The sequence below is a fragment of the Curtobacterium citreum genome (assembly GCF_006715175.1).
Classification (GTDB): Bacteria; Actinomycetota; Actinomycetes; order Actinomycetales; family Microbacteriaceae; genus Curtobacterium; species Curtobacterium citreum.
In genome coordinates this window covers 1,237,453-1,250,729 of sequence record NZ_VFMQ01000001.1, presented here as the reverse complement: position 1 = coordinate 1,250,729, position 13,277 = coordinate 1,237,453, and the positions used below count along the sequence as shown (strand labels likewise).

Here is a 13,277-nt window from a genome sequence, read left to right as displayed (position 1 = left end):
TCTCAAGCGGTCGTCTTCGTCAGGCCGTGCTCCGTCTTCTCCCAGTAGTGCGGCCGGGTGATGAGTTGCCAAAGGCCCTTGTACGCGGCGACGGAGTGCAGGATCCAGTACAGCGGGTTGAGGAGCGCCCACCCCATCAGGTCGAAGCGTCCCCGCTTGTACGGTCCCATCATGGTCAGGTAGATCATCGTCGCGTTGCCGAGCAGGAAGTCGAGCACGCACAGCCAGAGCACGGGCGCGGGGAACATCGGGGACGTCCACCCCGCCGGCAGCACGAGCGTCGCGATCGTCACCACGACACCGGGCAGCATGCCGAGGAAGGTGAGCGGTGTGCCGGCGATGAGCAGGGCGAACGCAGCGGCACGGCGTGGGCCGATCTCGCCGACGAGTGCACGGGGACGCCGGGCGTGCACGAGGGCGGTCTGCATGTAGCCCTTGATCCAGCGGGAGCGCTGCCGGACGAAGTTCGGGATCGAGGTGTTCGCCTCCTCCATCGTCGTGGAGTTCACCACGGCGACGCGGTACCCGACGGCCGAGGCCCGGATGCCGAGGTCGGCGTCCTCGGTGACGTTGTACGGGTCCCACCCGCCGAGTTCGCGGAGCAGGTCGGTGCGGAAGTGGTTCGACGTGCCACCGAGCGGGATCGGCAGCTCCCGGGCGTCGAGCCCGGCGAGCATGTAGTCGAACCAGTACGAGTACTCGAGCGTGAACATCCGGGTGAGCGCGTTCTCGTCGGCGTTGAAGTAGCTCAGGGCAGCCTGCACGCACACGGTGTCGTCGCCGGCGCGGTCGAAGGTCAGGAACACCTTCTTGAGCTGGTCCGGGTCGGGTCGGTCCTCGGCGTCGTAGATGACGACGTACTCCCCCTGGGCGATGGCGAGCCCGACGTTGCAGGCGCGCGGCTTCGTCTGCGGCGAGCCCGGCGGCACGATGACGATGCGCATCCACTCCGGAGGATCGGCGTCGACGACCGCCTCGCGCGTGGCATGGTCCTCGGCCTCGACGAGCACCAGGACCTCGAGCCGGTCCTTCGGCCAGTCCAGGACCTCGAGGTTGCGGACGAGGGCGTGCACGATGTTCGCCTCGCGGAAGACGGGCACGAGGACGGTGTAGGTCGGCAGCGCGTCGTCGTCGAGCACGGCGACGTCGTCGACGGAGATCTGCTCGACGAGGTCGAAGCGCGCTCCGACCATCGACACCCAGAACTTGAACACGATGCCGGCCAGGAACCCGATCGACAGGACGGCGGTCGCGATCGCGACGGTGGTGCCCGGCACCGCGACGAGACACGCAGCGAACACGAGCAGCGCGAGCGCGCCGCCGACCTGTTGACCGCGCGACAGGACGGTGCGGGCGGAGAGGGCCGGGTTCGTCCGGGCGAGACCGTGGGCGGCGAGGTCGGCGACCTCCTCCTCGAGCTCGTACGCGATGCGCTGCCGCATGGCGGCCTCGGTGGCGCTGCGGAGCACGACCGGCTCCCCGAACTCCTCGGCCAGTGCTGCGCGCAGCACGTCCGGGTCGGACCGACCGCTCGTGAGGACGATCACGCCCTCCCGGATGCGGGCCGAGGCGACCCAGCCCTCCTCGACGTGGCGTCGGACGGAGCAGCGGTGTCGCGGGCGCCAATCGATCTCGTGGCCGCGGTGCCGGCCCTGTGGGACGCGGACGACTGCGGGTGGGACGCTGGGCGGGACCTCGGGAGCGGACTCGGCGACGGTCACCCGGACACCGCCGCCACGAGTGCGTGCATCCACTCCACGACCACCTCTCGCTGGGAGGAAGCTGCCCACGCGAGCGGCACCTGCAGCACCGCGAGCACGACGACGAGTACGCCGGTCAGCCGGCTCTGGACCGGCGGCAGGATCGCGATCGCGACACTGAGCATCGTCACGAACACGTGCCCGCCGCAGCGATCGGGACGAGACCGATCGCGTAGCCGCCGATGATCCCGACGAAGAGCGCGACGACGAGGGCGATCGCACCCGGTCGACCGACGAGCAGGGCCAGCGTCGCGCCGGCGACGACCATCGCGATCAGGAGCAGCCCGTCAGCGGTGGCGAACAGGTGGTGCAGCCCGGCCAACCGCTGCGGCGAGACGTCGATCGTGCCGCGGATCGCAGCGAAGGGATCGTGGAGCACCATCCAGTCGAGCACGGCGGTGGAGAGCGCGACCGCGACGCTGGGGAACACGAGGACGAGCACGTTCGCCCGACGGATGCCACGCTGGTCGTGCCGCGCCAGGTCGAGCACGGGGGCGGCGAGCGCTGCGATGCTGACGTAGACGAACCCCATCGGGTCGAGCAGCGTGGAGAGCATGAGCGCGAGGCCGGCGCGGAAGCCCGCCTGCGTGTCGCCCCACGCGAAGAACCGGACCATGTCGACGACCGCGAGGGCGAAGAGCGCGATGCCGAGGAACGCCTGCAGGTCGTTCAGCGCGACGAACGCGTACAGCGGGTTCGCGCCGAGGGCGACCGTGAAGGCCACGACCTCGCGCATCCGCAGCCCGCGGCGGAGCATGTCCTGGGCGAGCACCTGGAGCAGGACCCCGGCGGCGACGGCGCCGAGCACCGCCGCACCCTGGACACCGAAGGGCATGAACCGGAGCAGGACCCCGGACAGCAGGGGGTAGAGCTGCCCGATCGCCTGTACGACCCCGTCGTCGAGTGCTGCGGTCGCCCGGTCGAGCGTCACCTGGTTGCCCGTCAGCCCGAGGAGCGGCGTCGGCGTGGCGCGGGCCGCCACCAGCGCGAGGACGACGTACGGCGCCGCGAACGCGGCGCGGAGCGACCAACGGACCGCCTGCCGCGGCAGCGGCCGCAGGGTCGCGGCGGCGGGCGCGAGCGCGGCGGACGCGAGCCCGGTGGGCGCCTGGACAGCGCGGGCGAGCGTGACGGTCATGCGGCTCCTTCGGGTGAAGCACGCAGGGGTGTCCTGCACCGACCATTCCACCCCGCGCTCCGCGGACACGACAGCCCACGAACGGGGTACAGACTCGTCCCCCGAGATGCCGACACGGCGCGACGGACGCGCCCCGCGCCTCCAGGCCGGAGCCGGGGAGCGCGGGGCGCGGGCCGCCGTGCGGAGGCGAGGTCAGCGGTACGACGCGGCCTGCCCGTAGAGCACCTGCGTGAACGACGACACGTACGGCGAGACGTCGCCGTCGGGCAGGTTGTACGTCATGAAGACGCCGTAGCCGTCAGCCTTCGTCCGCTGGGCCAGGGACACCGCCGTCGACTGCGGGGTGTTCTGGATGTCGACCGCCGCCGCCGACAGCCGCGACTTCCCGAGCCCGGGGATCGACGGCGCCGAGTACGTGCCGTAGTAGGCGTTCCAGGCGTAGTCGAGCTGCGACCCGATCGCCGGGCTCGACGACGACAGCGCGTCGGACGCCGGGCCGATGTCGTAGAACGAGACGAGCTTGCCGGGCATGTCGGCGCGCAGCGCGCTGATGAGCCAACCGATGGACTGCTGGTTCGGCTGCGGGGTGCCGTTCGTGCCGTAGTCGGAGTACTCGTCGTCGAGGTCGACGCCGTCGAGCCCGTACTTCGCGACGGTCGCGGACACCTGGGCGGCGAAGTCCTCCGCGGCGGCCTGCGTCGGGAAGTTCGCGATGCCGGCGCCCTGGTGGTTGCCGAGGATCGACAGCGAGACCTTGATGCCCTTCGCCTGCAGCGGCCGGATCTGGGTCGCGGCGTCGTCGAGCGTGCGCTGCACGTTCTCGTTGTCGTACAGGACGGCCTTCGACCCGTCCCAGTTGATGTTCGCGGCGAAGATGATCGCCACGTCGAACGCGTTCGCGCCGTCGGCGAGTGTGTAACGGCCGACGTTCGCGAGCTGGTCGTTGTTGACCTCGACGTAGGCGATGCTCGTCGGCCCGTCCTTCGTCGGGGCGGCGTGCGGCTGCTTGCCGTGCCCGACCCCGCGGGATGCCCCGACACCGTGGGACAGGCCGGTGGGCGACGGTGCGGCGGACGCGGCCGCCGGGACCATCGGGACGGCGAGCGCCGCGGCGAGCGCCGCGACGATCCCGAGCTTCGTTGAGTGCTTCATCTCGTTCCTCCTCGAACTGGTGGGACTGCGACCGCTGGTGGGACTGCGAGCGGTGGTCAGGCGCGCGCGAACCGGACGGTGCGCACCTCGTAGGCGCTGACGGCGAACGCGGACGGGTCGATCGCCGCGAGTGGTTCCTCGAGCAGCGTCACCTCGGTCGGGTCGCCGAAGGGTCCGTCCACGGCGACGTGGCCGGTCCCCCGGCGCCCAGCGGGCTCGTACACGCGGACGACCAGGTCGCCCGAGCGGTCGTCGGCGAGCTTGACGCTCGACAGGACGACGTCGCCGGCGACCCGCACGAGCGGCGCGAAGCCGTGCCCGCCGGTCACCGTACGGGCGCCGGCGTTCATCACGACGCCGGCCGCCGTCGCCCCGAGCTGGTCGGTGCCGACCACGATGCCGTACCGGTGCGTCTGCACGCCCTGGTCGGTCTCCGGGTCCGGGAACCGCGGCGCGCGCAGCAGCGAGAGCCGCACGGTCGTGGTGACGTGGCCGTCGACCGCGTCGCGGGTGGTGTCGAAGCCGTGGATCGAGTCGTTGACCAGGGCGACCCCGAATCCGGGCTCCTCGACGAGCACGTAGCGGTGCATCGAGGTCTCGAACTTCGCGGCCTCCCACGACGTGTTCGTGTGCGTCACGCGCTTCTGCGCGCCGAACTGCGTCTCGGCGACGGTGTGCTCGGCGCGGACGTCGAGCGGGAACGCCACCTTGAGGAACTTCTCGGTCTCGTGCCAGTCGGTGACCTGGTCGAACTCGAGCGTCCGGGAGCCGGGCGCCAGGACGATCTCCTGCGTCACGGTCGAGTCGCCGAACGCCCGCTCGACGACCACCCGGGCGGCACCGGTGTCGTCGACGGCGGCACGCAGCCCGGTGACGTCGGTCAGGTCCTCGACGCGGTTGCGGTAGTAGCGGTCGACGTCCCACGCGTCCCACATGTTCGGGAAGTCCTGGTGCAGCTGCAGCAGGTTCGCGACGCGGCCGGGCGCGATCGCGTCGCGCCCGGTCGACAGGTCCACCGCGCTCGTGACGAGCCCGCGCGCGTCGACGACGACCCGCACCAGGTCGTTGGCGAGCAACCACCCGCCGTCCCGCTCGGTCAACGACACCGGGGTCGCCGCCGGCACGTCGGCCGCGGTGGTCGCCCCCAGCGCGGGTGCGCCGGCCTGGAGGAACGGGGCCGGGTTGACGACGACCGGTACGTCACCCGGACCGGCGAGCGCCGCCAGCGCGCGCTCGGTGATCGCGGTCAGCGCGGCGGCCGTCTCGGCGTACTTCGCCACCGCCTCGCGGTGCACCCAGGCGATCGAGGTGCCGGGCAGGATGTCGTGGAACTGCTGCAGCAGGACCTGCTGCCAGAGGGCGTCGAGTTCGTCGTACGGGTACGCGAAGTCGGTGCGGGCCGTCGCGGTCGTCGCCCAGAGCTCGGCCTCGAGCAGCAGCTGCTCGCACCGGCGGTTGCCCTGCTTCGTCCGGTGCTGGCTGGTCAGGGTCGCCCGGTGCAGCTCGAGGTACAGCTCCCCCACCCACACGGGCGGATCCACGAGCTCGGACTTCGCCCGGTCGAAGAACGCGTCCGGGTGCTCCCACCGGACCTTCGCGCTGCCCTCGAGGTCGGCGAGCCGCGCGGCCGTGCCGGTCATCTCGCGCGTGGTGCCGCCGCCACCGTCGCCCCACCCGACGGGGGCGATCGAGCCGGAGGCCAGGCGGTTCTCGCGGAACTGCCGGGAGGCCTTCGCGACCTCCTCGCCGGAGAGCCGCGAGTTGTACGTGTCCATCGACGGGAAGTGCGAGAACACCCGCGAGCCGTCGATGCCCTCCCAGAGGAACGTGTGGTGCGGGAACTTGTTCACCTGGTTCCACGAGATCTTCTGCGTGAAGAACCACTCGAAGCCGGCACGGCGCATGAGCTGCGGCAGGGCCGGCGAGTACCCGAAACTGTCCGGCAGCCAGACGCCCTTCGGACGGATCCCGAACTCGCGCTCGAAGAACCGCTGCCCCTGCGAGAACTGCCGCACGATGCTCTCGCCCGTCGGCATCACGGTGTCCGACTCGACCCACATCCCGCCGAGGGGCAGGAACCGACCGGCGGCCACGGCGTCCCGGACCCGGGCGTACACCTCGGGGCGGTGCTCCTTGATCCAGGCGTACTGCTGCGCGCTGGACATGCCGTACAGGAAGTCGTCGGTCTGGTCGATGAGCTCGGTCATCGTCGACGTGGTCCTGGCGACCTTGCGGATCGTCTCGCGCACCGGCCAGAGCCACGCGGAGTCGATGTGCGCGTGGCCGATCGCCGAGACAGTGTGCGCGGAGGCCTCGGCCGGGGCGGCGAGGACGCCGACCAGGGCTGCCCGGGCGTCCGCGGCGGTCTCGGCGATGCGCTGCAGGTCGAGGCGGTCCAGGGCGTCGTCGAGCGCCTGCAGGATGCGCATCCGCCGCGGCCCGTCGGGGAGCTGGGCCTGGAGTTCGAGCAGCACCTCGAGGTCGAGCGACAGCTCGTGCACCTCGGACGCGAACACCGCGAGGTCCATCCGGCGGCTCGTGTAGAGGCGCTTCGACGACGAGGTCTGCACGTCGCCCTCCTGCGTCGGCAGGAAGGGGTGGTAGTCGAGCAGGACGGGGTTCGACGCCGCCTCGACGAACAGCTCGACGGTCTCCCCGCCCTCGGCCCGCTCGGTGACGAGCACCCACTGGTTCCGGGGGTTGATCGACTTCACCGGGGTCCCGTCGGCGCGGTACACGAGCCCCTCGCACTGGAACCCCGGCATGTTCTTGTCGAAGCCGAGGTCGACGACCGCCTCGACACGCTGCCCGGCGTACGCCGCCGGCACGGTCCCGGTCAGGCGGAACCAGGTCGTCCCCCACGCGGCGCCCCACGGCGTCCCGACCTCGTACGGCGTCCAGTCGAGCGCGAGCCCCTCGGCGGGCGGGACCGGCTCCCCCGGCAGCTCGTGCCAGGCGACCTCGAGCGGGACCGACGTGGCGTGCACGGCCGGCAGGATGCGCTCGTCGAGCACCCGGCGGGCGCGTCCGGTGGTGAGGGGGATGTCGTCGTGCATGGGGTCCTTCCGGGTGGAGCGGTGTGGGAGGTCGGGCGCTCAGGCGCCGGTGGCGGGGTGGGCGACGGCGAGGACGGTGCCGTCCAGGCCGTCGGGCACGTGCTCGATCGTCGTGATGCCGCGTGCTGCGCGCAGGACGTCCTCGTGGAGCCGGGACCGCAGCAGCACCTGCGGACCGCGGCCGTCCGGCGCGGCCTCGGCGAGTGCGAGCCAGCCGGCCGCGAACCGTCCACCGGGGGCACAGTCGGCCCGGACGCCGGGGCGCGGGGTGCCGTCGGGCCCGACGTCGTCGAGGACGATCCCGGTGGCGGGCGGGGCGGCCGGCGATGCGGGCGCAGATCGAGCGAGGGCGGCGAACGCTTCGCCCGCGGGCTTCCGCCGACCGTCGTTCGTGAACAGCCCGAGGTCGTACTCGAGCTCGGGGAAGTCGGCGAGGGACCGGGCGACGTCGTGCGAGCACCACCACGTCACGCCGAGCACGTCCTGCGCCCCGAGGACGTGTCGGATGGTCTGCTCGGTGAAGGACGCGGCGTCGGCGGGCGGGACGACGTTCGTCGGGGCGCCGACCTCCTGCAACCAGTTCGGCCGGTGCGGGTCCCGGTTCCAGGCCGCGGCGAGCTGCAGCAGGTACTCGCCGTGCCGCACCGAACCGGGTCCGAGGGCGCCGTGGAGCTGTGCCGCGCCGTTGAACACCCAGGAGTGCGTGACCGTCGCGTCGCCGTGGTCCGCCGCGTGCTCCGGGCCGAAGGGCTGCGCGTCGTCGTACCAGGCCGCGTCGTACTGCGCGACGGTGACCAGCGGGGCGGACCCGCGCCGTGCCTCCAGTCCGCGTCCCCCGTCCGTCCCCAGGCCCCGCCGGGCGGCGGCGACCATCGTCGCCGCCCATGCGTGCCCCTGCTCGGCGGTGACGCCGAACGGCGCGGGGTGCGGTGCGTGCGCGAACTGGTTGACCTCGTTGCCGATCGTGATGCCGAGCAGGTTCGGCCGGTCCGCGACGGTCCGGGCGAGCGCCTCGACGTAGGCGACGGTCGAGGCGACGACGTCCGGGTCGGTGAACAGGTTGCGGCGGTGCCAGGTGTCGAGCCAGGCCGGCACGAAGTCGAAGCTCGACAGGTGCCCCTGCAGCGCGTCGACGTTCACGTCGAGTCCGAACGACCCGGCGATGTCGACGACGGTCGCGACGTCGTCGAGCGCCCGCTGCCGGATCATCGTCCGGTTCGGCTGCACGACCGGCCACAGGGGGAAGATCCGCACGTGGTCCGCGCCGAGCGACGCGATCTGCTCGAGGTCCCTGGCGGTGTCCGACGGCGAGAAGTCGAGCCACGAGTGGAACCACCCGACCGACGGGGTGTGGTTGACGCCGAAGCGCATCAGCCCTTCACCCCGCCCTCTTCCACTCCCTTGAAGAAGAAGCGCTGCAGGACGGCGAAGACCACGGCGATCGGGATGAAGGCGATCATCGTGCCGGCGGCGATCATCCGCTGGTCGGTGGCGAACGTGCCCTGCAGGTACTGCAGCCCCACGGTCAGCGTGAGGTTCTGCGGGGACTGCAGAACGATGAGCGGCCACAGGAAGTCGTCCCACGCCCCGATGAACGAGAAGATCGCGATCACGGCGATCGTGCCCTGCACGGCGGGCAGCGAGATGTACCGCAGGCGCTGCATCGCGTTCGCGCCGTCGACGACGGCCGCCTGGTCGATCTCCTCGGGGATCTGCCGGAACGCGTTGAACATGAGCAGGACGTTGAGCGCCGCGATCATCCCGGGCAGGGCGACGCCGACCAGGTTGTCGGCCAGGCCGAGGTCCTTCACGGTGACGAACTGGCTGATGATCGTGGCCTCGCCGGGGAGCACGAGCGTCGCGAGGAAGAGGCCGAGCACGAGCTTGCGGAACCGCCACTGCAGCCGGGCCAGGGCGAAGCCGGCGAGCGTCGCGAACACGATGTTCCCGACGACGTCGATCGCCGCGACGAGCACCGAGTTGCCGATGTACCGCCAGACCGGGATCGCCGCCGCGACCTTGAGGTAGTTCTCGATCGTCGGCTCGGACGGGATGAACGACGGGTTCGCCGTGTAGATGTCCTCGCCGGCGCCCTTGAGCGACGTCGAGAGCTGCCAGAGGAACGGCCCGATCGTGATGAACAGCACCACGACGAGCAGGACGTAGCGGACGACCTTCTCGCGGGTGGACATGACGCCCCACACCGCGCGGCGGCGACGCGGGGGCCGGGCCCGGCGTGCGTCCGTCGCGCCGGTCACGTCCGGTGTGGGTACGGCTGCGCCCGCGGCGCCGCCGAGGGCCGGTTCGGTCGTGCTGGTCGTGTTCGTCACTTGTCGGCCTTGCTGTTCATGCGGGCGAGGGCGAGCATCGGCAGGAGCGTGACCACGAAGAGCAGCAGGCTCAGGGCGGACGCGTAGCCGAGGTTGCCGGTGAACCCGCGGGCGTACTGCTGGATGAGCATGACGAGCGAATTGTCCTGCCCGCCCGGACCGCCGGTGCCGTTGGTGAGGATGTAGAGCTCGCTGAACACCCGGAGCGCACTGACGCAGACCAGGATCCCGACGAGCGTCATGGTGCCCCGGACCCCCGGGACCGTGACCGACCAGAACCGGCGCACCGCCCCGGCGCCGTCGAGCGCGGCGGCCTCGTGCAGGTCCTTGCCGACGTTCCCGAGTGCCGCCAGGAAGATGATCATGTAGTACCCGAGGCCCTTCCAGACGGTCAGGCTGATCGCGCTGAACAGCAGCAGCCACCGGTCGGTCAGGAACGGGATCGCGCCCTGCACGACGCCGAGCGCCTGGGCCATCTCGTTGACGACGCCGCGGTCGTCGAGGATCCAGGTCCAGATGAGCCCGACCACGACCGCGCTCGCGATCACCGGCGTGTAGAACGCGGTCCGGAAGAACGCGATGCCGGGGAGCTTCTGCTGCACGAGCACCGCGATGAGCAGCGGGCCGATCGTCAGGAGCGGCAGGCAGACCGCCATGTAGACGACGCTGTTGAGCAGCGCCTCCCACACCTGTGGGTCGGCGAGCAGGGTCTCGAAGTTCCGGAAGCCCACCCACTGGCTCACGCCCCCCAGCGGGCTGGCGTTCGTGAACGACAACCGGACGGTGTTGATCGACGGCCACAGGCTGAACGCGAGGAGCCAGACGAGGGCCGGCAGGACGAGCAGCCAGGGCGTGAACCAGCGGTTGGCGCGCATCAGCCGTTGGCCAGGAGCGAGTTCATCTTGTCCTGCGCGGTCTGCAGGGCCTGCTCCGGCGCGACCTGCCCCTTCATGGCGAGGGCGATCTGCTGGTCGAGGAAGTCCGTCATCGCGGAGTTCGCCTCGACCGGGTTGAGCACCTTCGCCTGCTTCAGGGCCTCGTTCGCGAGGACGCGTGCCGTGCCGTTCACGGTGCCGTCGTCCTTCGAGAAGTACGGGTCGGACTGCGACGACGTGGTCGACGGGAAGATGTTCACCTGGTGGGCGAACGCCTCCTGGTTCTTCGCGTTCGTCATGAACTGCGCGAACGCCTCGGCCGTGGCGAGGTGCTTCGACTTGCTCGACACCGACAGGCCCTGCACGTACAGCGGCGGGGTGTCGAGCGCCGGGCTGACCACGACGTTGCCCTTGAGCGACGGGTTGTTCTTGATCATGTCCGAGAGCGCCGTCGCGCCGCCGGTCGTCCACGCGACCTTCTGCTGCGTGAACAGCGTCGAGTTGCCGAGGTAGTCGCTGTTCAGGACGGTCGAGGGCATGTAGCCGTCCTGGTACGCCTCCTTGTAGCGGTCGATCAGGTCGACGGCCTTCGACGAGTCGGCGAAGGTGAACTTCGTGCCGTCCGAGTTCAGCACCTTGACCCCGGCGAGCGTGAGGTCACCGAGTCCGGGCTTCCGGCTCATCAGGTAGTCGTCCGGGCAGTTGCTGTGCATCGTCTTGGCCTGCGTGAACAGCTCGTCGGTGGTCTTCGGCGGGTTGTCCGCGTCGAGGCCGCACTTGTCGAACATCGTCTTGTTCCAGTAGTCGACGTCCGTGTTGAGGTACCAGGGGTAGCCGTACGTGCCATCGAGCCCCTTGTACCGGTACGAGTCCAGTGCGCCGGCGACGTACGTGCTGCCGAGCTTGCTGTCGTCCTTCGACACGTCCTGCAGGAAGCCCCGCTTCGCGAGCGGCAGCGCGATGTCCGGCGGCAGGTTGACCACGTCGGGCAGGCTGTTCGACGACGCCTGGCTGAGCACCTTGTCGGCGTAGCCGTCGCCCGGCTGGTCCTGGAGCTTCACGGTCGCCTTCGGGTGCTCCTTCTCGAACGCCGAGATGACGCTCTGCAGGTAGTCCGTGTACGTCGGCGTGAGCGCCCACGTCTGCAGGGTGATCGTCCCGTCGATCGCCCCGCTCCCGCCGCCGCTCGCGCCGCTGCTGCCGCTCGAGCAGCCCGTCAGGACGAGGGCGGTCGCCGCCGCCGTCGCGAGCAGCGCTGCCGCGCGGCCCCTCGTCACCCGTGTGGTGGTCCTCATCGCAACCGACTCCTTCGTCATCGTGCTCAAGCGGTTCAGTTGGTGGTGCCGAACCGGCGTGTGGCTGCCACTGTTCATGACTAAAGCGCTATAGTCAACCCCGTGGCCAGCAGACGTCGCACGACCATCGCCGACATCGCCGCACGCGCCGGGGTGTCCATCAGCGCGGTGTCGTTCGCGCTGAACGACCGGCCGGGGGTGTCCGCCGAGACCCGCCGCCGCGTGCAGGAGATCGCCCGCGAACTCGACTGGCAACCGCACACCGCCGCCCGCGCCCTCGGTGGCGCCCGCGCCGGGTCGATCGGCTTCGTGCTGAACCGCCCGGCACGGACGCTCGGCACCGAGTCGTTCTTCGGCGACCTCATCTCGGGGATCCAGCTCGGGCTCGCCGGGACCCACGTCGGCATGACCCTGCTCGTCGCCCGGGACGCTGCCGAGGAGCTCACGACCTACCGCGACTGGTGGCGCGGGCACCGGGTGGACGGCGTCGTCGTGATCGACCCGCGCCGCGACGACGAGCGTCTGACCCTGCTCGCGGAACTCGGCATGCCCACCGTGGTCGTCGGCTCGCACCCCTCGCCGGACGGCGCCGCCCCGAGCGTGTGGATCGACGACTCGGACGCGACGGACACCGTGCTGCGGTACCTGCACGCGCTCGGACACCGGCGGATCGCGCACGTCTCCGGTCGGCCGGAGTTCGAGCACACGGCGATGCGGGTCGAGCGGCTCCGGGCCTTCGCGGCGGACGCCGGGCTCGAGGACACCGTGTCGATCCCGACCGACTACTCCGCGGACGAGGGCGCCCGGGCCACCCGCGCACTGCTGTCCCGCACGGTGCGACCGACCGCGATCGTGTACGACAACGACGTGCTCGCCGTCGCGGGACTCGGCGTCGCGAGCGAGATGGGCGTCGCGGTGCCGGGTGCGGTGTCGATCGTGTCGTTCGACGACTCCGCGATGATCCGGCTCGTCCGCCCCGCGATCACCTCGCTGACACGCGACACGGTCGAGCTCGGGCAGCGCGCCGCGGTGCTGCTGCGCGAGCAGATCGATGCTCCGGCTCCTCTGCCGTCCCGGCCCGGACCGTCGCTCACCCTGAGCGTGCGCGAGTCGACGGGGCGCGCGGCCACCTGACACCGGGGACCCGGTGGGTGCGCAGCGCGCCCCGACATGCCCACGGCCCGGTCCGGGCGCGCAGCGTCCACGTGGCGCACCCCGACACGCCCGCGCCTGGGTCGAGGTGCGCAGCGACCGCGCGGCGGACTTGACGCACGTTCGAACACACGTTCGAATACCGTCGTGGGACGGCGTCGCGAGAACCGGTGGCAGCCCCCGGAACACCCGGAGGTCGAGCGTCCGCGCGCCTACTCGCTGTCCGAGGAAGCGCGCGGGCCCGACGTCTGCCACGCGGTGACGCCCGTCCCGGTCTGGGCGTGGATCCAGTTCCCGACCTTCCACATCCGGGTCAAGGGCTTCGCGTCGAGCTGGACGCGGGACGCCGTGCACGTCGAGTGGGCGCAGTTCGGGCAGCAGGCCGACGCCTGGGTCTGGCGCTCAGCGGTCAAGCACCGCGCGCTGCGGACGGACCGCGCCGAACGGCATCCAGGGAACGCACCGCATTGACATCCGGACCCGATCCGAGGATCGTTCCGGGAACCCCGCCTCGCCGAA

11 protein-coding genes are annotated in these 13,277 nt (G+C 71.2%); 2 read left to right on the top strand and 9 right to left on the bottom strand.

Going from position 1 to position 13,277, the window contains the following annotated elements; genetic code table 11:
• Positions 1–2: 2 nt before the first annotated feature.
• The 9 genes from FB462_RS06020 to FB462_RS05985 form a co-directional block, all read right to left on the bottom strand.
• On the bottom strand, positions 3–1,721 hold the full coding sequence (locus tag FB462_RS06020) for a glycosyltransferase (protein ID WP_244289129.1): 1,719 nt from the start codon (positions 1,719–1,721) through the stop codon (positions 3–5).
• On the bottom strand, positions 1,718–1,891 hold the full coding sequence (locus tag FB462_RS17235; RefSeq protein WP_167510026.1) for a hypothetical protein: 174 nt from the start codon (positions 1,889–1,891) through the stop codon (positions 1,718–1,720). Before FB462_RS17235 ends, FB462_RS06020 begins: the two co-directional genes overlap by 4 nt.
• A complete protein-coding gene (locus tag FB462_RS06015; RefSeq protein WP_141860712.1) occupies positions 1,888–2,898 on the bottom strand; it encodes a hypothetical protein in 1,011 nt (336 codons plus the stop codon). The genes FB462_RS17235 and FB462_RS06015 overlap by 4 nt, the downstream gene beginning before the upstream one ends.
• Positions 2,899–3,090: 192 nt before the next feature.
• A complete protein-coding gene (locus FB462_RS06010) occupies positions 3,091–4,050 on the bottom strand; it encodes an endo-beta-N-acetylglucosaminidase H (protein WP_141860710.1) in 960 nt (319 codons plus the stop codon).
• Between the two features lie 56 nt (positions 4,051–4,106).
• Positions 4,107–7,106 carry an alpha-mannosidase gene (locus FB462_RS06005; RefSeq protein WP_141860708.1) on the bottom strand — a complete coding sequence of 1,000 codons (3,000 nt, stop codon included), beginning with the start codon at positions 7,104–7,106 and terminating at the stop codon, positions 4,107–4,109.
• Between the two features lie 39 nt (positions 7,107–7,145).
• Positions 7,146–8,477, bottom strand: coding sequence for a glycoside hydrolase 5 family protein (locus FB462_RS06000; RefSeq protein ID WP_141860706.1), 1,332 nt, complete (start codon positions 8,475–8,477; stop codon positions 7,146–7,148).
• Positions 8,477–9,436, bottom strand: coding sequence for a carbohydrate ABC transporter permease (locus tag FB462_RS05995; protein WP_141860704.1), 960 nt, complete (start codon positions 9,434–9,436; stop codon positions 8,477–8,479). The genes FB462_RS06000 and FB462_RS05995 overlap by 1 nt, the downstream gene beginning before the upstream one ends.
• Positions 9,433–10,311: a carbohydrate ABC transporter permease gene (locus FB462_RS05990; RefSeq protein ID WP_058740421.1), complete on the bottom strand. Its 879-nt coding sequence runs from the start codon at positions 10,309–10,311 to the stop codon at positions 9,433–9,435. Before FB462_RS05990 ends, FB462_RS05995 begins: the two co-directional genes overlap by 4 nt.
• Positions 10,311–11,606, bottom strand: coding sequence for an ABC transporter substrate-binding protein (locus FB462_RS05985; protein WP_141860702.1), 1,296 nt, complete (start codon positions 11,604–11,606; stop codon positions 10,311–10,313). The genes FB462_RS05990 and FB462_RS05985 overlap by 1 nt, the downstream gene beginning before the upstream one ends.
• 102 nt (positions 11,607–11,708) lie before the next feature.
• Here FB462_RS05985 and FB462_RS05980 point away from each other — a divergent pair, with 102 nt between their 5' ends.
• Together FB462_RS05980 and FB462_RS05975 are read left to right on the top strand one after the other, a co-directional pair.
• Positions 11,709–12,740 carry a LacI family DNA-binding transcriptional regulator gene (locus FB462_RS05980; RefSeq protein WP_058740423.1) on the top strand — a complete coding sequence of 344 codons (1,032 nt, stop codon included), beginning with the start codon at positions 11,709–11,711 and terminating at the stop codon, positions 12,738–12,740.
• Positions 12,741–12,905: 165 nt separating this feature from the next.
• Positions 12,906–13,229, top strand: coding sequence for a hypothetical protein (locus FB462_RS05975; protein WP_058740424.1), 324 nt, complete (start codon positions 12,906–12,908; stop codon positions 13,227–13,229).
• Positions 13,230–13,277: the final 48 nt, after the last annotated feature.

Excerpts from the sequence above, each read along its gene's own strand:
- FB462_RS06015 (WP_141860712.1), bottom strand. The coding sequence starts at position 2,898 with ATGACCGTCACGCTCGCCCGCGCTGTCCAGGCGCCCACCGGGCTCGCG.
- FB462_RS06010 (WP_141860710.1), bottom strand. The coding sequence starts at position 4,050 with ATGAAGCACTCAACGAAGCTCGGGATCGTCGCGGCGCTCGCCGCGGCG.
- FB462_RS06005 (WP_141860708.1), bottom strand. The coding sequence starts at position 7,106 with ATGCACGACGACATCCCCCTCACCACCGGACGCGCCCGCCGGGTGCTC.
- FB462_RS06000 (WP_141860706.1), bottom strand. The coding sequence starts at position 8,477 with ATGCGCTTCGGCGTCAACCACACCCCGTCGGTCGGGTGGTTCCACTCG.
- FB462_RS05990 (WP_058740421.1), bottom strand. The coding sequence starts at position 10,311 with ATGCGCGCCAACCGCTGGTTCACGCCCTGGCTGCTCGTCCTGCCGGCC.
- FB462_RS05985 (WP_141860702.1), bottom strand. The coding sequence starts at position 11,606 with ATGAGGACCACCACACGGGTGACGAGGGGCCGCGCGGCAGCGCTGCTC.